Source organism: Actinosynnema sp. CS-041913 (genome assembly GCF_050942485.1).
GTDB lineage: Bacteria > Actinomycetota > Actinomycetes > Mycobacteriales > Pseudonocardiaceae > Actinosynnema.
The window spans coordinates 8,477,994-8,500,949 of record NZ_CP192037.1 but is presented as its reverse complement, the minus strand read 5'-3'; the positions used below and the strand labels follow the sequence as shown (position 1 = coordinate 8,500,949).

Here is a 22,956-nt window from a genome sequence, read left to right as displayed (position 1 = left end):
TGGGGTCAGGTCCAGAAGACCGCGACGCCGACGTTGAGGACCACCAGCCCGGCCAGGGTCGGGATGAGCCAGGACGCGACCTTCTGCTTGTTCAGGTTCGCCGCGACCAGACCCGCGATCACCACGAGGACCAGCAGCTTCACACCGACCTTGACGTGGTCGTAGTCCTTGTCGGTGAGCGGCGCGAGGCCGACCAGGGCCACGCCGGTCAGCAGTTGCAGCGCCGAACCGTGCAGCCAGCCCTTGTTCAGCGGCCCGTCCTTGGCCACGCGGTTCTGGACGAAGAACATGGCGACGAGCATGCCCATGCCCAGCAGGTGCAGGAACACCAGCAACAGGCGCACGAACTCCACGGCGGAGCCTCCAGGGGGTGTGGTGGGTTACTTGAGCAGGGTGAAGAACGCGGTCAGGCCGGCGTCGCACGAACGGGGGTCCTTCCGGATGTTGCGCAGGAAGGTCGACCAGAGCACCCGGGACCACACCCCGAAGGCTGCCGGGAACACGGACATGCCACGGGAGAGCTTCACGGATGCAGTATCGGACGTGGCGGGTGCGCGTCACTCAACCGGGGTGGATAGCCTGGGCGGGTGCGTTCCCCCGCGTCCCGACGGCCCGTTGCCCTGGTGCTGGCTGCCTGCACGCTGATGGCCACCGCAGTGTTCGGTGCCTCGGCCGCACAGGCACAGCCCGCTCCGTGCGATAACCGCGTGTCACCGCCACCGGCGGTGGACACATCCGAACAGGTGGCCCCCGGCGCCAAGCCGCCCGTGCCGCTGCCGGTCCCGGAGAACCCGGTCGGCGGCGACCGGCTGGGCGAGTGCGGCCTCGTGCTGCCCGCCAACGCCCAGAAGCTGCCGGACGACATCACGGCCAGGAGCTGGCTCATCGCCGACATGGACTCCGGGGCGGTGCTCGCGGCCTACGACCCGCACGGCCGCCAGCGGCCCGCGTCGGTGATCAAGGTGCTGCTGGCGATGGTGGTGGCGAAGGAACTCGCCCCGGACGCGACCATCGCGGCCAACGCCGACGACATCGCGCAGGAGTGCACGTGCGTCGGCCTGCGCAACGGCGCCGAGTACACCGTGGAGCAGTTGCTCCAGGCGCTGGTGATGGCTTCAGGCAACGACGTGGCCCACGCGCTGGCACGGCGGCTGGGCGGGCTGCCGAGCGCGATCCGCAAGATGAACGCGTTGGCGGCGGAGCTGGGCGCCCTGGACACCCGTGCGGTGACGCCTTCCGGGCTGGACGCTCCGGGAACCAGCACTTCGGCCTACGACGTGGCGCTGATCTTCCGGGCCGCCATGAAGTACCCGGACTTCGCCAAGGCCGTGGTGATGCAGCGCATCGACTTCCCGGCGGCCAGCGGTGTCGGCACCGTGCCGGTGATCAACGACAACAGGCTGCTCACCACGTACGAGGGTGCGCTCGGGGGTAAGTCCGGGTTCACGGACGACGCCCAGCACACCTACGTCGGGGCTGCCGAGCGGGGTGGGCGTCGGCTCGTGGTGGTCATGTTGCGGGGGCAGCAGCAGCCCGTCCGGATCACCGACCAGGCCGCCAGCCTGCTGGACTACGGGTTCGACCTGGCTTCCGCGGAGCCGGTCGGGCGGCTGGTGGACGGTGCGCCTCAGGCCAGGAAGAAGACGCTTGAGCCCAAGCCGACGCCGACCAGCGCCGCGGTGGGTGAGGTCGCCGACTCCCGGAATACCCAGCACAACGCGATGACCACCGCCTTTGGCAATGTCGGCGGGCCCATTACGGCGGTGGCCGGCCTCGGGGTGGTGTTGGCGTTCGTGATGTACCTGCGGAATCGGCGCGCCAAGGCGGCTCGGGCCGCTCGGGCTGCTCAGCAGTCGAACTGAATTCCGCGGGGTTTCCCGACGAGCTGGACATGCGTCGAGGGCGGGGCCTTGGTGGCCCCGCCCTCGACGCGCTTGTGGTTGTCGCGGTCGGTCTCCGCGTCAGACGCGCTTGAAGAGCAGTGCGCGCTTCACTTCCTGGATCGCCTTGGTGACCTGGATGCCTCGCGGGCAGGCGTCGGTGCAGTTGAACGTCGTCCGGCAGCGCCACACGCCGTCGATGTCGTTCAGGATGTCCAGGCGTTCTTCGGCGCCCTCGTCGCGCGAGTCGAAGATGAAGCGGTGCGCGTTGACGATCGCCGCGGGCCCGAAGTAGGAGCCCTCGGTCCAGTAGACCGGGCAGCTCGTCGTGCAGCAGGCGCACAGGATGCACTTCGTGGTGTCGTCGAAGCGTTCGCGGTCCGCCACCGACTGCACGCGTTCGCGGGTCGGCTCGTTGCCGTAGGTGATCAGGTACGGCTTGACCGCCCGGAACGCCTCGAAGAACGGCTCCATGTCGACCAGCAGGTCCTTGTGCACCGGCAGGCCCTTGATGGGCTCGATGGTGATCGTGGTCTGCTTGCCGCCGCCTGCCAGCAGGTCCTTCAGCAGCACCTTGCACGCCAGGCGGTTGACGCCGTTGATGCGCATCGCGTCCGAGCCGCAGATGCCGTGCGCGCACGACCGGCGGAACGTCAGGGTTCCGTCGATGTACCACTTCACGTAGTGCAGCAGGTTCAGCACCCGGTCCGACGGGAGGGCCGGGATCTCGAACGAGTCCCAGCGCGGCTCGTCGTCGAACTCCGGGTTGAACCGGCGGACCTTCAGGGTGACGGTGATCGCGCCGTCCGGCACCGGCGGCTGCGCGCCGCGCGAGCCCGTGGACACTTCAGCGGTAGCGGTCATCAGTACTTGCGCTCCATCGGCTGGTACCGGGTGAACGTCACGGGCTTGTAGTCCAGGCGGATGTCCGCCGCCAAGCCCTCACCCTGCTTGTAGTACATGCTGTGGCGCATGAAGTTCGTGTCGTCGCGGTTCGGGTAGTCCTCGCGGGCGTGGCCGCCGCGGGACTCCTTGCGCGCCAGCGCGCCGACGACCAGGACTTCGGCCAGTTCCAGCAGGAAGCCCAGCTCCACGGCTTCCAGGAGGTCGGTGTTGAACCGCTTCCCCTTGTCCTGCACGGTGATCCGCTGGTAACGCTCCTTCAGCGCCTGCACGTCGTGCAGGGCCTGCTTGAGCGTGTCCTCGGTGCGGTACACCGACGCGTTGGCGTCCATGGTGGCCTGGAGCTCGGTGCGGATGTCCGCCACCCGCTCCTCGCCGTGCTCGGACAGCACCAGCGCGACCTGCGCCTCGACCTGCGCGGCCGGGTTCTCCGGCAGTTCGATGTGCTCGTGGGCGTTGGCGTACTCGGCGGCGGCGATGCCCGCGCGGCGGCCGAACACGTTGATGTCCAGCAGCGAGTTGGTGCCCAGGCGGTTCGCGCCGTGCACCGAGACGCACGCGCACTCGCCCGCCGCGTACAGGCCGGGGATCACGTGGTCGTTGTCCCGCAGCACTTCGCCGTGGACGTTGGTCGGGATGCCGCCCATCGCGTAGTGCGCCGTCGGGTAGACCGGCACCGGCTCCGTCACCGGGTCGACTGCCAGGTAGGTGCGGGCGAACTCGGTGATGTCGGGGAGCTTCGTCTCCAGCACCTCGGCGCCCAGGTGGGTGCAGTCCAGCAGCACGTAGTCCTTGTTCGGGCCCGCGCCGCGGCCTTCCAGCACTTCCAGCGCCATCGAGCGGGCCACGATGTCGCGGGGCGCCAGGTCCTTGATGGTCGGGGCGTAGCGCTCCATGAACCGCTCGCCGGACGCGTTGCGCAGGATTGCGCCCTCGCCGCGCGCGCCCTCCGTGAGGAGGATGCCGAGGCCCGCGAGACCGGTCGGGTGGAACTGGTAGAACTCCATGTCCTCCAAGGGAAGGCCCTTGCGGAACACGATGCCCATGCCGTCGCCGGTCAGCGTGTGGGCGTTCGACGTGGTCTTGAAGACCTTGCCGAAACCGCCCGTCGCGAACACCACGGACTTGGCCTGGAAGACGTGGATCTCGCCGGTCGCCAGCTCGTAGGCGACCGCGCCGGTGCAGACCGGGCCGTCCGCGGTCTCGGTCAGGCAGATGTCGAGCACGTAGAACTCGTTGAAGAACTCGATGCCGTGCTTGACGCAGTTCTGGTACAGCGTCTGGAGGATCATGTGGCCGGTGCGGTCGGCCGCGTAGCACGCCCGGCGCACGGCCGCCTCGCCGTGGTTGCGGGTGTGGCCGCCGAACCGCCGCTGGTCGATCCTGCCCTCGGGCGTGCGGTTGAACGGCAGGCCCATCTTCTCCAGGTCCAGGACCGCGTCGATGGCCTCCTTCGCCATGATCTCGGCGGCGTCCTGGTCGACCAGGTAGTCACCGCCCTTGATGGTGTCGAAGGTGTGCCACTCCCAGTTGTCCTCCTCCACGTTCGCCAGCGCGGCGCACATGCCGCCCTGCGCGGCGCCCGTGTGGGAACGCGTGGGGTAGAGCTTGGTGAGCACCGCCGTGCGGGCGCGCTGGCCGGACTCGATCGCCGCGCGCATCCCGGCGCCGCCGGCGCCGATGATCACGACGTCGTACTTGTGGAACTGCATTTCGAGGTACTCCCCGCGGCGATCAGTCGGTGATGTTCGGGTCGAAGGTGAAGATCACGTACGTGCCGAGGGAGATGATCAGCACCATCGACGCGTAGAGCAGCACCTTGAGCCAGAACCGGGTGGCGTCCTTGCGGGCGTAGTCGTTGATGACGGTGCGCAGGCCGTTGCCGCCGTGGATCTGCGCCAGCCACAGCATCGCCAGGTCCCAGAACTGCCAGAACGGCGAGGCCCAGCGGCCCGCCACGAAACCGAAGTTGATGCGGTGCACACCGCCGTCGAGGATGTTCATGATGAACAGGTGGCCCAGCACCAGCACCACCAGCGCCACGCCGGAGATGCGCATGAACAGCCAGCTATACAGCTCGCCGTTGCTGCGGCGGGCGGCGGGGCGGCGCGGGGAGCGCGGCTTGTCGAGGACGAGGTCGCTCATGGTCAGTGACCCCCGAACATCTCGGACACCGTGCGGACCATCATGAAGTAGGCGCCCGGGATCATCACGAGCAGCCAGACGGCGAGGATCGCCCAGAGCATCTGCCGCTGGTACTTCGGGCCCTTGGCCCAGAAGTCGACGAGCATCACCCGGATGCCGTTGAGCGCGTGGTAGAGCACCGCGCCGACGAGGCCGACCTCGAACAGGTTGACGATCGGGTTCTTGTAGGTCTCGATGACCTTGTCGTACGCGTCCGGCGACACCCGCACCAGTGCGGTGTCCAGGACGTGCGCGAACAGGAAGAAGAACGTCAACACACCGGTGATGCGGTGGGCGACCCAGGACCACATGCCCAGATCGCCACGGTAGAGCGTGCCGCCTCCTCGGGAGGTGCCCGACCGCTCGGTTGCGGTGGTGCCGGCCATGCGCAACGGCCTCCAGCGTCAGTGGTGGACTGGTCTCCCGTGCTAAGGGGACCTTGACCCTCGGATGCTAGACCCGCGTGCTCCGCGCGACCCAACGGCCGCCGCCGTCTGTGAGCCATAGAACAGTGTTGGATTGCCCCTCCTTCGTCGGGGCGGGCTCGGTCGCCGGGGAGTCGGCAGGTCGCGCCTGATTTCCGGCAATCGAAGAGCGTGATTGCCGGAAATGAGTCGCGACCTCCCGACGCGACCTCGCGGTTTGGGGTCTGGATCAATTCACCTGAGACGTGGGTTACCCGATTTGTGTCGCTGTCCACATGGGATGTTGCGATCAGCGGTAGTGGATCACGTGGAGGTTCAGCACGCCCTCGTCGGTTAGCTGTAGAGGGGTGGGGCGGGTGCCGTCGGCGAGTTGGAGGCCGCCTTCCACGCGTTGGGCGTTGATCACCAGGCCTACGGTCTCGCGGCCCCGTCGGTCGAGTCGGCGGATCCAGACGAGGGCCGTCGAGCCGGTCGGGCGGGTGGTGAACTCGTCGAAAACCTCACTCCACCGGGTGTGCGTGCTGGTGCCCGTGACCTCGCCCAGCCGGCTGAGGGTGGGCGTGAACCAGGCGGCCGGGCCGGGGTGTGGCGTGGGCGGCAGGCCGGGGTCGCCTGCGTCCCAGCGTTCCAGCCACCGCCACGGGTCGGCGTTGGGCAGGCCGAACGGCTCGTGGTGCGGGTTCTTCGGCACCACCAGCGCCGCGTCGAGGAGCTGGTCGCGGAAGTCGCCGGATGCCAGGTAGGCGCGGGTCGCGCAGGCGAACAGCCAGCCCCGGTCCAGTTCGTCGGCCGGTGACGGGTCGACCAGCGCCACCTGGTCGCCGTACGCGTCGGCGAGCCAGGCCTCGGCCCGGCGGACCGCCGATCCCAGGTCCGGGTCGGCGTCCGGGCGGGTGCGGTGGAACCTCGCCAGCACGAGCCGGCCGACCGTCGCGGTCTCCAGGTCGGCCGGGCCGCCGCGCAGGCCGTCCAGGACCGCCACGTCGGTACCCGTGTGGTGCGCGTAGAGGAGGTGGCCGGTGATCTCGACGCCGGCGAGCTGCCGCCGCACCCAGACCACGCCCCTGGTGTCCGGGCCGCCCGCGCGGACGGCGGCCAGCACCTCGTCCCAGTCGGCGCAGTCCGAGGTCTCCGCGTCCGGGAAGTGGTTCCCACGCAGGCGGTCCCACCAGCCCGGACGTTCGTCGTCGGGCTGCCACGGCAGCGCGGAGGCGGGCGAGCGGTCCACCACCGCGTCGACCGTGACGACGCAGTTGCGGGCGTTGAGCCGCCACCGCCAGTCCCGTTCGGCGGGGGCCCGCCAGTCGCCGGGGTCGTCCTCGCCGACGCCGAGGTCGGCGAACGGGCGGTCGTTGGGTAGCGGGAACGGCGCGTCCCCGTTCACCGGCACGGCGAGCGCGCCGGCCAGCATGGGCCGGGTCTCGTCGCGGAACCGGCAGCCGAACACCGCGACCCGCGCGGTCTCCAGCAGCGCGTACCGGGTCGGCTCGACCGCGCCGCCGTAGACCCGGTCGAGCCACTGTTCGGCGGTGGTCCGTGGTGGTGTCACGCGTACCTCATCGGTTGGTCGGTCGGGCTACGGGACCGTTGACGGCGGTGGCTGGGCCGAACTCGCGGTCGGGACCGGCTGGTTGCTCTCGGCCGGCCAACTGGTCGTGGGTGGCTGGGTGGTCGTGAGTGGCTGGGCGGTCAGGGGTGGCCGGGTCGTCGGCAGGTCGGGCAGCGGGATGAACTGGATGCGGACCGCGTCGCGTTCCAGCCGGGCCGGGCGGTTGTTCTGGGAGTCGTAGAAGGTCACGTTCTGCCCGTCGTGCCACCCGTTGAACACGTGGCCCGTGCCGTCGCTGCGGGTGATGCCCACGCTGACGTGCGCGCCCGGTTTCGCGGTGAGGTGGTCCACGACCTCGTGGTAGTTCGCGGCGGGCCGGAAGGTCGTGCCGAAGTGGTTCTCCAGGTAGCTGCCCTGCGCCGGAGCGGGCAGCGGCGGCGCGGCGACCGGTCGGCCGTGCAGCGTCTCGTGGGTCGCGATGACGCAGTTCGTGCAGTTGACGTCGTGGCCGGGCGCGCTCGCCGCGAACCGCGCCCGGTTGACCTGGGCCAGGCCGGGGTAGTTGTCGTCCGCCCACTTCCCGGCCGCCGCGTCGTCGGCGAAGGCGTCGAAGTGCTTGGTGTCGGCGGGCAGCCACTTCCGCAGCTCGGCCTGGTGCTCGGCGTCCTGCCGGGCGTTCAGCCGCTGCTCGATCAGCTCCCGCTCGGCCAGCTTGTGGGCGTCGAGCTGCTTCTCGACCTGTTCCCGTTCGAGCTGCTGCCGGGCTTTGAGGTCCTGTTCGGCCTTCTGCCGTTCGAGGTCCTGCCGGGCCTTGAGCTGCCGGGCGGCTTGGTGGCGCTCGGCGAGCTGGTGGTGGTCGAACCGCAGTTCGGCCTGTCGGCGTTCCTGTTCCAGCCTGGTGTTGAGCTGTTGCTCGATGTTCTGGCGTTCGACCTTCTGTTGGCCGATGATCTGTTGCTCGACGTTTTGGCGGGTGTTCTCCTGGTTGGTCAGCAGCCGCTGCCAGAGCTGGTTCGGGTCGAACGAGCCCGGTGCCTGGGCCAGGTGCGCCCGGAGCTGCGCCGCGTACTGCTGCTGCTCCAGCTCCTGGTTCCGGACCACCTGGCTGACGACCTGCTGCTGCCGCGCCAACTGGTTTTCGGCCAGCTCCTGGGTGACGCGCTGGTGCTCGGCGCGGAGCCGGTCCGCCAGCTCGTTGCCGGCGGTGGTGCGGTCCGCCTGCTGCTTGGCGGCCAGGTCAGCTTCGGCCTGGAGGCGTTCGGCGTCGAGCTTCGCGGCCAGGGCGGTGCTCGCGGTGTGGTACTCGGCCTGTTGCTTGGTGGTCAGATCGTTGGACGCCTGCCGTTTCTCGGCCGCCTGCCGGGCTGCCACGGCGTTGCTCTCGGCGGTCCGCTCGGCCGCCTGCTTGGCCGCGAGGTCGGCGACAGCCTTGTCCCGCTGGGCTTTGCGCTCGGCGGGGGATGGGGCGGAGTCCGGCGTTCGGGCCGGGGTGGCGATGGCGGCCGTGCCGTCGACCGGGGCTCCGAAGCCACGGGTCAGGGTGGCCGTCGGGCCGCCGAAGGTCTGGGAGGAAATGGTCGTCGGGGCCTTGAACGCCTTCGAGGTCGATGCCTCCGCCGGTGTCACGGTGAGGGTTGGCGCCGGCGTCACGGTGAGGGACGGCGGGGGTGTCACGGTGAGGGTTGGCGGGGGTGTCACGGTGAGGGTTGGCGCCGGTGTCACGGTGGGGGACGGCGAGGGTGTCGGCGAAGGCGGCGTGGGAGGTGGCGGGGTGTTGAACGTGCCGACCTGGCGGTCTGCCGCGGTCTTCGCGGCCCACCACCTGGCCTGTTCGGCGTCCGCCGCCGCCCGCCGCTGCGCCAGCTCCGCCTGCGCCGCCGTGATCTCGACGTCCAGCTCGGCGACCTTCCGCTCCGCCTGCTGGTGGGCCCGCTCCGCCTCGATCCGCGCCTGATCGGCCTTCCGGGCGACGTCGCGGGCGGCGCGGGCCTGCTGCGCGGCCTCGTCCAGTTTCCACTGCGCCGCCTCGGCGGTCCGTTCGGCGGTCTCCAGATCCGTCTTGGCCCGCACTACCGCGTTCGTGGTCTCCCGGACGTTCTGCGCGGCGATCGTCTGCTGCTCAACGGCCGCGTCGTGCTTCTCCCGCGCCTCCGCCAGCTCGTCCGCGACCTTCGCCTGCTCGGTCCGCCACCCGTCCCGCGTCCCGGTGGCGGCCTCGACGCCGTCCGCCAGGCCCGTGCGGGTCGGGTCGCCGGGGGGTGGGTTGGTCGCGTTGAAGTCCGCCAGCGCGGTGGTCGCGGCGTGCAGCGACTTCTCCGCTTCGCCGAGCAGGTTGTCGACGCTCTCGGCCCGGAGTTCCAGTGCCTGCACCGTCTCGCCCTCGAACCGCACCCTCTCGTCCGCGTCGCGCAGCGCGATGTCGGCCCGCCGGGACGCGCGGTCCAGCGCGCCGGCCGTCGTCTCCAGGTCTTCGACCGCGGAGTTCGCCGTGTCGCGCTCGTCGCGGGCGGTGTTGACGGCCGTGTCCCGCTCGCCGACCACCTCGAACGTCGTCTCGACCGTCGCCAGCCGGTTGTCCAGCACGGTCCTGAGGTTGGCGGCTGCGGTGTCCGCCTCCACCCGCTCGGTGAGCAGGTCCTGGGTCCGGTGGCGGGTGGCGTCGACGGCGGCCTGCGCGGTCCGCCAGGTCTTCGCGGTGTCGCGCACGGCGTTCTGCGCGGCGGCCAGGCCGGGGTCGATGGGACGGCCCAGGACGGCCTCCACGTCGGCCAAGGGCATCCGCAGGTCCGCCGAGCCGGGGACGGTCAGGTCGTAGACGCCGACCCTGCCGCCGACCTCCGCGACGAACCGGTACTCGACGTCGAACTCGACCAGGCCGGTGCGGCCGGCCGGCTTGAGGTTCTGCGCCGTGCCGCCGGTCGGGCCGCCGGCGTCGGTGGTGGCGTCCTCGCCGGAATGCTTGAACTCCACGCCGGTGCCGGAGAAGTTGACCGACTTCGGCAGGTCCGGGTTGCCCTGCGCGTCCTCGGTCTTCTTGCCGAGCCCGCCGGCGGGCACGCCCACCGTGACGTCCCCGGACTGCGCGTGCTTGACCTCCGACGTGGTGGCGTGCGTGGTGGCGGACGGGTTCTCCAGCTTCACGCCGTCGCTGAGCGAGTCGAGCTTGGGGTTGACCAGCTTCGCGTACACCTTGAGGTTCGCGTGCTGCGCCTTGAGCAGCGTCGACTCGTGCAGGCCGGGCACGTCCAGCGGCCCGGCGGTCATGCCGGGCAGGGTCGATTGGAGGGTCTCCGAGCTGAGCGTCGCCAGCAGGGCGTTGAGCGAGCCGGTGCCCCTGCCGGTGATGCCCTTGCCGGCACCCGCCTTTTCGAGCGCCGCGATGGCCGCGAGCCGGATGTCCTGCGCGCCGCGCATGCCTTCCACGGACGAACCCGGCGGCGGTGTGACCGGCGTGCCGGCCTGCTGCCACGCGGCCATGTTGGCGGGGTTCCGCTGGGAGTCCGGCCGGCTGGTGGCCTCCGCCCCGTACGGGCGGCTGCTGTCCGGCACGGTCGGCGCGTCCACCCGCACGTTGTCGGCGTGCAGCCGGACGGTCATCGGGGCCTGGTCGCTGGTGGCCCGCCCGATCTCCTGGTCTCCCTTGTGCACCACCAGTTCGAACGCGACGGGCACCTGGTAGCGCACGGCCGGTCCGGTGGCGGTGTGCTTGTGGCCGGACTGCTCGGTGGTGGTGTCGGTGGTGGTCTTGCTCTGCGACCAGCCCAGGCCCGCGCCGACCGCGCCGCCGACCGACGGCGACATGCCGTTGCGCACGTCCGGCAGGTGCAGCCCGGCGGCCTTGGCGTTGAGACCCCACGACGTGCCCTTTGTGAGCCCGTCGGAGTCCTTCTTCGTGCCGGCCGTGATGTGCTCGATGTCGTAGCCGTCGTTGACGGCCTCCAGAAACTTCGGCGCGTCGGTCTTCGCCTTCAGGGTGACTTGGTAGGTGTCCTTGCCGATCACCGTGCCCGGCTTGTGCAGCAGCAGCGGCACCCCGCCGTCCAGCGCGCTGTCGATGAGGCCCTTGACGCTGGTCGGCGAGGTGAAGTCGACCAAGCGCCGGAGGTTGCGCATGGAGTCGTCCAGCACCGAGTCCGGGATGAGCCCGGAACCGATCCTGCCCTGCGTCTGCTGGTTGACGGCCGCGGTGAGGTCGGAGACCACCTTCGACATGTCGGGCACGTCGTCCACCAGGCTGAGCCCCAGCGACGACGGCTGGTTCGGCGCGAGCCGCTTGGGTCCGCGCATGTCGCCGAACTCGGGCGGGTCGTGCGGCGGCACGTCCGGCAGCAGGTCCATGTCGCGCGCGACCTGCTCGCTGACCCGCACGAACACGCCGCCGGGCAGCGTCACGGTCGCGGCCTTGGCCTGGGTCGTGCCGGCGTGCACCGCGTTGCCCGCCCGGCTCTCGCCGACGATCTTGAAGTCGGCGTCCAACTGCACCAGCACGGTGCGCTCGCCGGGCGGGCGGACCAGTTTGCGGTCGACGTTGCCGCCGACCTCCTTGGCGGTCGTCTCGGTCCTGGACCACGGCGTCCACTTGGCGCTCGCGTTGAACGTGCCGCCGCCCTGCGGGGTGGTGTCGCCCGGCTTGCCGCCGAACGCGACGCCGACCGTGCCCTCCCCGGACTTGCTCTTTGCGGTGCTCTCGCCCGCCTTGAACCCGCCGCCGGTCCACACCTCGGTCGGTGTGGTGTCCGAAATGGACACCAGCTTGGCGTTGCCGAAGGTGACCGACATGCCCAGCGCGCCGGTCCGGTCGGTGACCCGGCGGTCGAACCGGAGGCTGTCCTCCACGACCCCGGTCTCGGCCATCCGGCGCAGGTTGGCCTTGAGGTTCTCCGGGCTGAACATCTTGTCGATCTGGTTGCGCGCCACCGTGCCGGGGACGGTCAGCGAGGTGTCCGGCCCGGCCGCCGCGTCGAGCAGCTTGATCGCGTTGTCCCGCAACGCGTCCGCGTTCGCCACCGCTTCGACGTGCAGCCACTCGTCGCGCGGCGGGCGGGTCTCGCCGGGTTTGAGCAGCGAGGTGATCGTGGTGTCGGCCGGGAGCGGGGTGACCACCGGGGGCTTCGGCGCGAGGTCGGCGGGATTCGTCTTGAGCGCCGAGCCGTCGGGCACCCACAGGTGGACCTTGCCCTGCACCTTGTCGATGATCTTCGGGTTGTTCCGGGCGGTGGGGTCGACCGGGCGGGCCGGGTCCGGCGTCCGCACGACGGTCCTGCCGTCCGGCACCTTCAGGAACGGCGAGCCCGGCGTGATCCGCTTGACCCACGACCGGTTGCGGCTGAACTCGGTGATCTCGATCTCGAACTCGACGTCGTGCGCGAAGACCTGCGCCTTCGCGTCGCCGACGTTGAGCGCCACGTCGTTCACGGTCGGACCGGCGGTCGTCTTGGTCGACGTGGTGCTGCTCTGCTTCACCGCCGCGGTCGCGGTCGGGGCCAGGCTCGCGCCTCCGGGCTTGACGTTCGCCCCGCCGCGGGCTTCGACGCCGACGCTCCAGCCCTTCGCCGTGGTGGTGGCGCTGTCCAGCTTCGGCGCGGCCGAGTTCAGGCCGCGCACATTGCGCGCGTCGGCCTCGCCGAGGTGCTTCGGGGCGCTCAGCTTGGCCTTCACCGTGACGTTCACGAAGTCGTTCGTGGTCACGCCCTGCCGCTTGAGCTGCACCTGCACACCCGGCCCGAGCAGGCTGTCCATTGTGGACTTGAGTGCGGTCGGTGACAGCTCGGCGTCCAGCTTGCGCTGGTTGGCGAGCTGCTCGGCCACGTCGGCGAAGTTCTTGCCGTCCGCCCGCGGGTCGGTGTCCCGGTTCCACGTCGGCAGAAAGCCGGCGAACCCGTCCAGGCCCTTGAGCGCGGTCTCCACCTCGGACCGCACGTCGGTGTCGGTCGTGGTGAACTCGCCCACCCGGATGTTGCCCGCGGCCAGTCCGGCGGCGAGGTAGGGCGGCTCGAACCGGGTGTCGGCGGTGCCCGGCTTGGTGATGCCGGCCTGCGTGCCGGGCGGCACGGGCAGCCGGTGCGCGGCGGCTTCCGGCAGACCCAGTCGCACGTAGCCGGTGGCGGGCACGGTCACCGGCGGGCCGTTGGGGGTGCGCACGTCGATGTTGACGGTCACCTTGTACATGCCGGTCTGGCCGCCGACCTGGATGCCCGCGCGGTTGACCGCGGTGGCGCCGGCCGACGAGGACTCCGTGGTCTTCGCGGACACCGAACCGGTGATGCCGCCCGAGCCGATGTGCACGCCGGGCGTGCCGACACCACCGCCGACCGCCGCGTTCACCTCGACGCCCGCGCTGGTGGACGCGGTGACGCCGGTGGTGGTGGTCGCGGTGTCGTGCATGCGGAACTGCGCGCCGCCGTGCGTGCCGACGAGTTCCGCGCCGACCAGGGTGGCCTTCATCTGCACGGCCGCGCCGTAGCTCGCGTTCGGGCTGGTCAGGTTGGGCGAGGTGACCCAGCCGTTGAGCATCACGTGCAGGTTGTCGCGGATGTTCGTGGCGCTGAGGAAGTCCCGCAGCACCGTGCGGCCGTCCGCGCCCGGCTTGACCACCGAGGGGTGCAGGTTCGCCGCGACGTCCTTGAACGCCTGGTCGGCATCGAGGTCCGTGATCGCCTCCGGCACGAGGTGCTCGACCTCGGCGCTCCACGTGACGTCGTCCACGGGCTTCGTGCCGAAGTCGTTGTCGGTGTTCGCGAGGTTGCGCAGGTCGTCCGGGACCTGGAGGGCCACCGTGGTCGGGTTCGCCGCGTCGCCTTGGACCACCGTGTTGGCGATGGTGACGTCCTGCGCGTTGGTGAGGCTGATCGTGTAGCTGACCGGGACGTCGTACTTGGTCGACGGGTCACCGCCGCGCACCTCGCGATCGTCCACTGTGGAGGAGGTCGTGGTGGAGGTGGTGACCGGGGTGGAGAGCGTGGTCTTCACGCCCAGCGTCCCGTACGCGCCCACGCCCTGGCCGGCGGTCGCGGTGAGCGACAGGTCGTTGCCGGTGCTCAGGTTGGTGGTGGTGGACGTGGTCGTGCCGCTGTCCACCCGGCTGTCGACCTTCGCGGGCGACGCCGTGCCGTTGCCGGTGACCGGGTTGAGCACCGCCTTGACGTTGGCGTCGAACCAGTCCTTGCCGATCTTGATCTGGAACGTGCGGCCGTTGCCGAGGAAGGACTCGAAGTTCGCGTCCAGCTCCCGGCCGATGTGGTCGACGCCCTCCGGCGTCACGCCGTCGACCGTCGGGAGCAGGGTGGTGATCGTCCCGGTGACCTGGTCGACGCCCTGCACGCCGTTGGTCGCGATGGTGCCCAGCGCCTGGTTGCTCTGGAAGAACGCCGGCATGGGCGTGTTCGGCAGCACCGGCGGGAGCGGGCCGGTGACCGGCAGCGGGGGTGCGGGAGTGGCCGGGGGCGGCGTGCGCTTGAAGAAGCTCGGCGCGTTCGGCGGTTGGACTGTCGTGTCCACAGTGGACAGCGTCGGCTGCGGCGCGACGGATTCCAGCGCGTTCAGCCGGTTCTCGATCAGCACCAGGTTGCGCGGCTTGAGCGCGGCGTCGTCGGCGTCGATGCCGTCGGTCATCGGCCCGTTGTCGTCGACGACCCTGCCCTGGCCGTCCTTGTGCTGGAAGATCGGCTTGACGTCGTCGGTCTCGAAGTACTCGTCGTGCAGGCCGAGGAAGTGGCCGACCTCATGGGCGAGCCGGCGCGGGTCGGTGTCCACCGGCCAGGTCAACTGGTTGGCGCGGCCGTCCGGGTCGCCGATCTCGATGGTGCTGTGCGCGTCGGCGGCGTTGTCGGTGAACTCGACCGTGACGTTGAACTGCGCTCCGGTGGGCAGTTTGTTGCCCTGGTTGAAGAACGCGTCGACGCCCGCCTTGGCCCGCTCCTCCAGGTCGGTGATCTGCTGCGGGTTCGCGTTGCCCTTCGGGTCCAGGTGCAGCCTGACCGTGAAGTCCGTGACCTTCGCGCCGTTCACGTCGAGGTTGCGGACGTCGTAGGCGATCGGGCCGCGCCACGCCTCCAGGTTCACGCCGTCCGCGGTGATCGTGGAATTCGACAGCACACCGCCGTCCTCGCCCCGGACGGTGCTGGTGACCGGCGTGTTGGCGCGGACGTCGGCGATGTCCTGGGCGGAGGCCGGGTTGTCCACGTCGAACCACGGCGCGTTCGCCGCGGTGCTGTGCTTCCAGCCGAGGTCGTCCAGGATCGGGTGCGGGCCTTGCGGGGCGGGGGACGTGATGACGGTGTCGGTGACCTTCGTGCCGACCGGGGCGGCCGGGGGGACGTAGTCGGCGGGGCGCTTGAGGTCCCAGTCGACCTTGACGTCCGCGCCGTTGTCCCGGCCGGGGGTCACCTTGGCGTCGATGCCCTGGTCGGCCAGCGTGTTCGCGATGGTCCGGGCGTTCGCGCCGGAGACTTCGACGGTCGGCGGCAGGTAGCCGAGCCGGTCGCGCTTGGCGTTCGCCTCGGCCAGGTCGGTGGCGAGGGTCTGGAGGTCGGCGGCCTGGGTGTCGGTGAGGGTGTCCGTGCCGGGGGCGAAGTCGAAGGACTTCTCCGGTGTGGGGCCGCGCCTCGGGTCGGGGGCGGACGATGGGGTGGGAGTTGCCGGGGTCGACGGGATCGAGCGGCTGGTCGGCGTGCCGGTGGGTGGCGCGGTCGGCGGGGTCGGCTGAGCTGTCTTGCTGGAAGAGGCTTCCGCATTCTGCTGGACCGGCTGCTGGTTCTGCGGGTCTTGGCCTTCCGGCGTGTTCTGTGCCTGCTCGTCCGGCGGAGGGCTGTTGAAGGCGTCGAGTTGCTGGTCGAGCGCCTTCTTGGCGTCCCACCACTTCTGCTGCTGGGGCGGGACGTCGTTGCGCCGGTTCTCCAGGGTCTCCTTCAGCCCCGGCCGCTGCTGGACGAGGGCGTCCTTGGCGTCCCGCGCGGCATCGAGCTTGTCCTGGGCCTCGTCCAGTTTCGCCTCGGCCGCGTCGGCGATCTCCTTGGCGTCGTCCAGTTTCTTGTTCGCCGCCTCGGCGGCGTCGTTCTTGGCCTGGACGTCTTTCTCGGCGGCCTCGAAGAGCTTCTGCGCCTCCTTGAGGGCGGCGTCCGCATCCTTGACCTGCTGTTCGAGCGCGGGCAGCCCGGCCTTCCTGCCGTCGAGTTCCTGGTTGGCCGCGGTGGACTTGTCCTGCAAGTCCTGCAACGCTTCCTGCTTCGCCGCCAGGTCGGCCTTCGCGTCCACGACCTGATCGGCGAGGTCGGTCTCCACCGGATCCGGTGCGGGGGCCTGGCCCTCCGGCGGCGCGGGGCGGTTGGTCTGGTGGTCGGTCAGCGCCTGCTCGGCCGCCTTCACGGCGCCGTCGGCGGTCTTCACGTCCTTCGCCGCGGTGTCGATCTCGATGTTCAGCTCGGCGAGCGCGGCGGTCTTCTCCCCGATCTCCGCCTTCGCGTCGGCGAGCGCGGTGTTCGCCGTCTCCAGGTTGTTCCCGGCGGCGTCGAGTTCCCCGCCCCGCGTGTCGCGCACCTCGTGCGCGGTGTCGAGGTCCGTTTCCGCTTTGCCTGCCGCGGTTTCGAGCGGGGGCAGTTTCGCGGCCTCGGCGTCGTACTTGGTCCTGGCGTCGTTGACCGCGGCCTCCGCGCCCTTGATCGCGGTCGAGCCGGCTTTGATCTTCAGTTCGAGGTCGTCCACCGCGTGCTGGGCCTTCTCGACCGCGACTTCCGCGGCGCGCCAGTCGGCGCCGGCCTTCTTCACGGCGTCCTGGAACGGGTCGAGGTCGGCGAGCTGCTTGTCCAGCAGGGTCTGCGCCTCCAGCGCGGGCATCCGGACCTGCGCCGAGCCCGGCACCGTCAGCTCGACCACACCGGTCCTGCCCTTGCCCAGGTCCGCGACGATCCGGTACTCGACGTCGAACTCGACCAGACCGGTGCGGCCTTCCCGCTTGAGGTCGTTGATCTTGTTGTTCGACGCCCCGCCGACCTGGGCATCCGACACCTCGCCCGCGTGCTTGAACTCCAGGCCGGGGCTGCTGAACAGGGCTCCCTCGTTGGCCTTGGTCGTCAGACCGCCGGTCGGGCCGCCCACGACCACGTCGTTGATCTCGGTCTTCTTGGCTTCGCTGGAGGTCGTCTTGACCGTCGTCCGCGGGTTCTCCAGCTTGACGCCGTCGCTCAGCCCGGCGAGCGTCGGGTTGACCATCTTGGCGTAGACCTTGACGTCCGCGTGCTGGCTGAAGGTCAGCGCCGCCTCGTGCATGCCGGGCACGGTCAGCGGCCCGGTGAGCATCCCCGGTAGCTGCGGCTGGAGGTTCTCCGAGCTGAGCGCGGAGTACAGCGAGTTCAGCGAGCCGGTGCCCTTGTCGGTGAGGCCGGGCTTCGCGCCCGCCTTCTGCAACGCCTCGACGGCCGCGGCACGGAGGTCCTTCGCACCGCGCAGGGTCTCCACCGACGCGGACGGCGGCAGGGGCTTCGCCGCACCATCCGTCTGCCATGCCTTGGCGTCGGCGTTCGGGGTCGCGCTCGGCGGCAGTGGGGGGCTGACCGGCGTGGTGGTGGGGTTCGGTGCGGTGCCGTCGTTCGCGGTGGTGTTGGGAGTCGGAGGCTCGACGGCGATCTTCTGGTTGTCCGCGTGCAGCCGCACGCCCATGTCCAGCGTCGGCGTCTTGGCCGTCCCGACCGACTGGTTCCCCTTCTCCACCACCAGTTCGAAGGTGACCGGCACGTCGAACTTGGCGACCGGCCCGCCGGCGACCCGCTTGTGGCCGACCTGGGTCGTGGTGGCGTCGGTGACCGCGCTGTTCCTGGCCTGGCTGTGGTTCACCGCCACCGACGCGCCCGCCGAGCCGGACTGGTTCGGCAGCGTGCTGCTCGGCAGGCCCGCGCCGGGCACCTTGAGGCCGACGCCCCAGGCGGTCCCCTTGCCCTGGCCGACGGTGGTCTTCGTGCTGCCGGCGATGATGTGCTCGACGTCCACGCCGTCGTTCGCCATGCCGGTGAACTTCGGGTCGCCGGTCACCGCCTTCAGCGTGACCTGGTAGGTGTCCTTGCCGAACGTGCCGGGCTTGTGCACCAGCAGCGGCACGCCGCCGTCCAGCGCGCTGTCCATGAGCGCCTTGACGCTGGTCGGCGAGGTCAGGTCGACCAGCCGCTGGAAGTTGTTCATCGAGTCGTCCAGCACGGACGGCGGGATGAGGTCCGTGCCGTTCTTCTTCAGGTCCGCGGCCAGGTCGTCGACCAGCTTGGGCAGGTCGTGCGGCAGCTTCTCGATCATGCCCAGGCCGAGTGAGCCCGGCCGGCCGGGGCGCAACGACTTCGGCGGCGCGAGTTCGCCGAAGTCGTTGGCGTTGTCGGTGGTGTTGTCGGCGTCGACGGTGATGTCGTCCGGGTTGCCGGTGGTGGCCTGGTCCGGGTTCGGCTCGGGGGTGTTCTGCTCCGGGTTGGCGCCGCCGGCCTGGTCCGGTTCCGGGTCCAGCACGCCGAGGTCCCGCGCCACGTCCTCGCTGACCCGCACGAACACGCCACCGGGCAGGTCGACCTCGATGCCGTCCGTGTCGGTCCTGCCCTTGGACACCGTGTTGCCCGCGCGGCTCTCGGCGACGACCGTCACCTTCGCGTCCATCTGCACCAAGACGGTCCGCCCGGACGCCGGCACGATCTTGACCCGGTCGACGTTGCCGCCGACCTCGGCGCCGGTGCTGCTCGACTTCGACCACGGCGTCCACTTCGCGTTGACACCCACCGCGCCCTGGCCGGTCGGGCTCGCGGTCGGCTTCGCGGGCAGGTTCAGCCCGGCCGCGAACTCCACCGCCTTCGTGTCGACCGTGCTGTCACTGGCCTTGAACCCACCGCTGGTGGTCGTCTCGGTGCCGGTCTTGTCCGAGACGGAGACGAGCTTGGCCCCGCTCAGCTCGACCTTCGCGCCGATCGCGCCGATCCGGTCCTGGTACCGGCGGCCGTACTTCAGGCCGCCTTCCTGCACCCCGGTCTCGGCCATCTTCGTCAGGTTGGCCTTCATGGCCTCCGGGCTGAACAGCTTGTCGATCTGGTTGCGGGCCGCGGTGCCCGGCACGGTCAGCGCGGAGTCGCCGTTGGCGGCGTTGGTCAGCGCGGTGATCGCCGCCTGCTTCACGGCTTCGGTGTTCGCCACCGCCTCGACGTGCAGGATCTCCGGCGCGGGCGGCCGGGGTCCGGTGAGCATCTGCTTGATGTCGGTCTTGGTGGCCAACGGGGTCGGGACCGGTGTGCCGGGCTTGTTCGCCTGCTGGTCGGTGTCGAACGTCGAGCTGTCCGACGCCCACAGCTTGACCTTGCCGTTGATCTCCCCGATGTCGACCACCTTGGGCCCGTCGCCACCGGTCTTCGCGACCACTTGCGGCTTCGGCGGCTGGGCGCCCGGCAAGCCCGGCGTGATCCGCTTGACCCACGCCCGGTTGCGGCTGAACTCGGTGATCTCGACCTTGATCGTCACGTCGTGCTCGAACACCTGGGCGTTGGACGCGCCGACGTTGAGCCCGGAGCTGTTCACCGCCGGGCCCGCGGTGGTCTTGACCGACGTGGTGTCGCTGTACTTCACGCCGGCGGAGGGCGTGGGGGTGAGGTCGGTGGAGCCGGGTGTGGTGGGGACGGAGACCTTCGCCTCCAGCCCGATGTTCCCGCCCTTCTGGACGGTCGTGGAGCTGTCCAGCTTCGGACCGGAGCCGCCCCAGTTGCGCACGTTGTGGGCGTCGACCTGGCCGAGGTGCTTGACGTTGGAGAGTTCCGCGGTGACCTTGATGTTGACGAAGTCGTTGGTGGCCAGGCCTTGTCGCTTGAGCTGCACGTTCACGCCGGGGCCGAGCAGGCTGTCCATCTTCGCCTTCAGCGCGGTCGGCGACAGCTCGGTGTTCAGCTTGCGCTGGTTGTTGAGCTGCTCGACCAGATCGGCGAAGTTCTTGCCGCCCTTGGGCGGATCGGCCTTCGGGGCTGCGGTCGGGTTGGTGGCAGCGTTCGCGGCCGGATTGACGGTGGCGTCGGCCGCTGGGTTGGTGACGGGGTTGGCCGTGGTGTTGGTGGCGGGGTTGGTAGCGGGGTTGGCCGTGGTGTTGGTGGCGGGGTTGGCGGTCGGGTTCGTCTTCGGGTCGCCCCAGCCGGGCAGGAACTTCTCGAAGCCGGGCAGTTTCCGCAACGCCGCCTCCACCTCGGCCTGTACCTGGCTCGCGGGCGCGAACTCGCCCACCTTGACGTTGCCCGCCGCCAGCTCGGAGGTCAGGTAGGGCGCCTCGAACTTGGTGTCCGCGGTGCCCGGCTTGGTCAGCGTGGTCGGTCCGTCGTCCGGTGTCGGCAGTCCCTGCGCGGCTGCTTCGGGCAGGCCGATGCGCATGTAGGTGGTCGCGGAGACGGGCACGCTGGCGCCGTTGGAGGTCCGCACCTCCAGTTGCACGCCCACCTTGTACAGCCCGGTGTCGCTCTTCACCTGGATGCCGGACCGGTTGCCGGTGTTCGTGCCCACGTTCGAGGTCTCGGTGATCCTGGACGAGAAACCGCCGACCACACCGCCCGTGCCGCCGAGCTTTCCGGAGACCTGGACGCCGCCGCCGACCCCGACCGTGACGTCGAAGCCGCTCTTGGTGTTGGTGCTGACCCCGGTGCTGGTGTTCGCGATGTCGTGCAGGCGCAACTGGGCGCCGGGGTTGGTGCCCAGCAGCTCGACGTCCGTCAGGGTCGCCTTCATCTGCACCGCGCCCGCGTAACTGGAGTTCGGGCTCGCCAGCTCCGGCGAGGTGACCCAGCCGTTGAGCATCGTGCCGAGGTTGTCGCGGATCGTGGTGGGGCTCAGGAAGTCCTGCAACGCGGTCCGCCCCGGCGCGCCGAGCTTCGTCACCGACGGGTGGAGCTTGCCGGCGACCTTGTCGAACACGTCGTTGTCGACGTCGGTGACCGCCTCCGGGGCCACGTGCTCGACCTTGGCGCCCCAGTCGGCGCTCGGGGCGACGGCCGGCTTGATCGGAACGTGCGGGGTCGGGCTGACCAGCTCGTTGGGGATCTGGACCGTGGTGTCGACGTCCGCGCCCGGCTGCGACGTGACCGTGGTGGGCGTGCCGACCGGCTGGTTGTTCGCGTCGGTCAGGGTGACGGTGTACGTCACCGGGATCTTGGCGATGGTCGAGTTCTCACCGGACCGGATCGCCCGCTGGTCCACTGTGGACGTCTGCACGCTGGTCGACGCGGCCGGCCGGGCGAGCGGGACCTTGCCGCCCACCGTCACGTACGGACCGGCGCCCCGGCCGGCCGTGGCGGAGAACGCCAGTTCGCCGCTGGTGGCGACGGACGTGGTGGTGTTCGCCGTCGCGCCGCTGTTCGCGGTGAAGTCGACCTTGGTCTTGGTGGTGGGCCTGCTGATCGCGTCGGCGTCGCTGGGCGGGGTGTCGAGGTGCGCTTGGACGTTCGCCTCGAACCACTTGTTGCCGACCCTGAGCGGGAAGTTCCGGCCTTTGCCGAGGAACGACTCGAAGTCGTTGGTGAGCGCCGATTCGATCTGGTCCACGCCGACGGGGGTGGCGTTGGGGTTGTTCGGGAGCAGGTTCGTCACGGCGGTCGTGACGGCGGGCGCGCCGTTGACGTTCGTGACCGCGATCGCGCCCAGTGCCTGGCCGGTCTGGAAGAAGTCGGGGAGGTTCTGGGAGGGCAGGACCTTGGTCGGCGCGGGCAGGTTCTCCTGGTTCGGGTTCGGGTTCGGGTTCTGATTCTGGTCTGGGTTTTGGTCTTGGCCCTGATTCGGATTCGGGTTCTGGTCGGGGTTCGGATTCGGGTTCTGGTCTGTGTTGGTGTTCACCGGCTGCATTTCCATGCTGTTGCCGGCGTTCGACTTGCTGCTGGATGCGAACGGGTTCTTGAAGGAGGACTTCGGTTTGGGGGCCGACGGGGGTTGTGGTGTGCCGGAGCTCTTCTTCGGTGCGGGCGGCTGACTGCTGTTGGACTGGGAGACGACCGGCGGGGTGACGATCGTCGAGGTGGACGGAGATGAGGCCGGGGCTTTGCTGATCGTGCCGTCGCCGGCCTTGGGCGGGGGCGCGTCGAACGTGCCCTTGCCCGGTCCGCCGGTGTACTTGCTCGACTTCTCCGAGACTCCCGCTCCGCCCGATGCGCCCGGTGTGCCACCGGGAGTCATCGGGGGGATCGTGCTCGGCTGGGTCGAGGGTGTGCCGGTGCTCGTGATCGTCGGCTTCGGGGCCGGCGGTGGGGTGGAGGAGGAACTGGTCGGGGCCTTGCTGATGGTGCCGTTGCCCGGCGGTGGGGTGGGCGCGTCGAACGTGCCCTTGCCCGGTCCGCCGGTGTACTTGCTCGACCGTTCCGACGCTCCCGCGCCACCGGGCGCACCGGGCGCGCCACCCATCGGCGGCACGCCGCCGGCCGGCGGAGGTGCGCCACCGCCCTTGGCCGGTGGAGGAGTGGCACCCGTCGGAGGCGGAGTCAGCGCCGCGCCGCCCACCGCGGTCTTCCCGCCGGGAGGCAGGTCGGCCGCGCCCGGAGTCCCGACGCCCTTCCCGCCGCCCGGAATGCCGGCCCCACCGGGAATCCCGGTTCCGCCACCCTTGGAGCCTCCGGGAACGCCGCTCGGAGTGCCGCCTGGAACGCCGGCTGGGGTGCCGCCCGGAACGCCGATGCCGCTGGGCGTTGCGCCCTTCCCGCCGGGGACTCCGCCTGGGGTGCCGCCTGGGGTGCCGATGCCGCTGGGCGTTGCGCCCTTCCCGCCAGGGGCTCCGCCTGGGGTGCCGCCCGGAACGCCAACACCGCTGGGCGTTGCGCCCTTCCCGCCGGCGACTCCACCCGGGACACCGACGCCGCCAGGGCCGCCCTTCCCACCGGGAGTCCCACCCGGGATCCCCACACCGCCAGGCGTTCCGCCACCACCCTTGGGCGCGTTGACCGGCCCGACCGCAGGCCCACCTGGACTCTTGGGCGCACCCGAAGGTCCGGTCCCAGCACCACCCTTGGGCGCGTTGGCGGGTCCGACCGCAGGCCCACCAGCC

9 protein-coding genes are annotated in these 22,956 nt (G+C 70.5%); 1 reads left to right on the top strand and 8 read right to left on the bottom strand.

Annotated elements, in window-relative coordinates; translation table 11 throughout:
• Positions 1-5 precede the first annotated feature (5 nt).
• Positions 6-353: a hypothetical protein gene (locus ACQPZF_RS38225; RefSeq protein WP_433265537.1), complete on the bottom strand. Its 348-nt coding sequence runs from the start codon at positions 351-353 to the stop codon at positions 6-8.
• Between the two features lie 27 nt (positions 354-380).
• Positions 381-527, bottom strand: coding sequence for a hypothetical protein (locus tag ACQPZF_RS38220; RefSeq protein ID WP_433265535.1), 147 nt, complete (start codon positions 525-527; stop codon positions 381-383).
• Between the two features lie 180 nt (positions 528-707).
• Here ACQPZF_RS38220 and ACQPZF_RS38215 point away from each other — a divergent pair, with 180 nt between their 5' ends.
• On the top strand, positions 708-1,862 hold the full coding sequence (locus ACQPZF_RS38215; RefSeq protein WP_433265533.1) for a D-alanyl-D-alanine carboxypeptidase family protein: 1,155 nt from the start codon (positions 708-710) through the stop codon (positions 1,860-1,862).
• A 99-nt stretch (positions 1,863-1,961) separates the two neighbouring features.
• Here the strand turns inward: ACQPZF_RS38215 and ACQPZF_RS38210 are convergent, their stop codons facing one another.
• The 6 genes from ACQPZF_RS38210 to ACQPZF_RS38185 all read right to left on the bottom strand — a co-directional run bounded on the left by ACQPZF_RS38210 (position 1,962) and on the right by ACQPZF_RS38185 (position 22,319).
• Positions 1,962-2,744, bottom strand: coding sequence for a succinate dehydrogenase iron-sulfur subunit (locus ACQPZF_RS38210; RefSeq protein WP_433265531.1), 783 nt, complete (start codon positions 2,742-2,744; stop codon positions 1,962-1,964).
• Positions 2,744-4,495, bottom strand: a complete 1,752-nt coding sequence (sdhA, locus tag ACQPZF_RS38205; RefSeq protein ID WP_433265530.1) for a succinate dehydrogenase flavoprotein subunit — start codon at positions 4,493-4,495, stop codon at positions 2,744-2,746. The genes ACQPZF_RS38210 and sdhA overlap by 1 nt, the downstream gene beginning before the upstream one ends.
• 22 nt (positions 4,496-4,517) lie before the next feature.
• Positions 4,518-4,928 (bottom strand): succinate dehydrogenase hydrophobic membrane anchor subunit, encoded by a 411-nt coding sequence (locus ACQPZF_RS38200; protein WP_433265528.1) that lies wholly within the window; start codon positions 4,926-4,928, stop codon positions 4,518-4,520.
• Between the two features lie 2 nt (positions 4,929-4,930).
• Positions 4,931-5,353, bottom strand: a complete 423-nt coding sequence (gene sdhC / locus ACQPZF_RS38195) for a succinate dehydrogenase, cytochrome b556 subunit (RefSeq protein WP_433265526.1) — start codon at positions 5,351-5,353, stop codon at positions 4,931-4,933.
• A gap of 328 nt (positions 5,354-5,681) precedes the next feature.
• Positions 5,682-6,941: a YrhB domain-containing protein gene (locus ACQPZF_RS38190; RefSeq protein ID WP_433265524.1), complete on the bottom strand. Its 1,260-nt coding sequence runs from the start codon at positions 6,939-6,941 to the stop codon at positions 5,682-5,684.
• A gap of 27 nt (positions 6,942-6,968) precedes the next feature.
• Entirely contained in the window at positions 6,969-22,319 is a 15,351-nt protein-coding gene (locus ACQPZF_RS38185; protein ID WP_433265522.1) for a toxin glutamine deamidase domain-containing protein, read from the bottom strand.
• Positions 22,320-22,956 lie beyond the last annotated feature (637 nt).

Bases quoted from the DNA above. Each gene is read 5' to 3' on its own strand.
- ACQPZF_RS38210 (WP_433265531.1), bottom strand. From the start codon at position 2,744: ATGACCGCTACCGCTGAAGTGTCCACGGGCTCGCGCGGCGCGCAGCCG.
- sdhA (WP_433265530.1), bottom strand. From the start codon at position 4,495: ATGCAGTTCCACAAGTACGACGTCGTGATCATCGGCGCCGGCGGCGCC.
- ACQPZF_RS38200 (WP_433265528.1), bottom strand. From the start codon at position 4,928: ATGAGCGACCTCGTCCTCGACAAGCCGCGCTCCCCGCGCCGCCCCGCC.
- sdhC (WP_433265526.1), bottom strand. From the start codon at position 5,353: ATGGCCGGCACCACCGCAACCGAGCGGTCGGGCACCTCCCGAGGAGGC.
- ACQPZF_RS38185 (WP_433265522.1), bottom strand. From the start codon at position 22,319: ATGGGTGGCGCGCCCGGTGCGCCCGGTGGCGCGGGAGCGTCGGAACGG.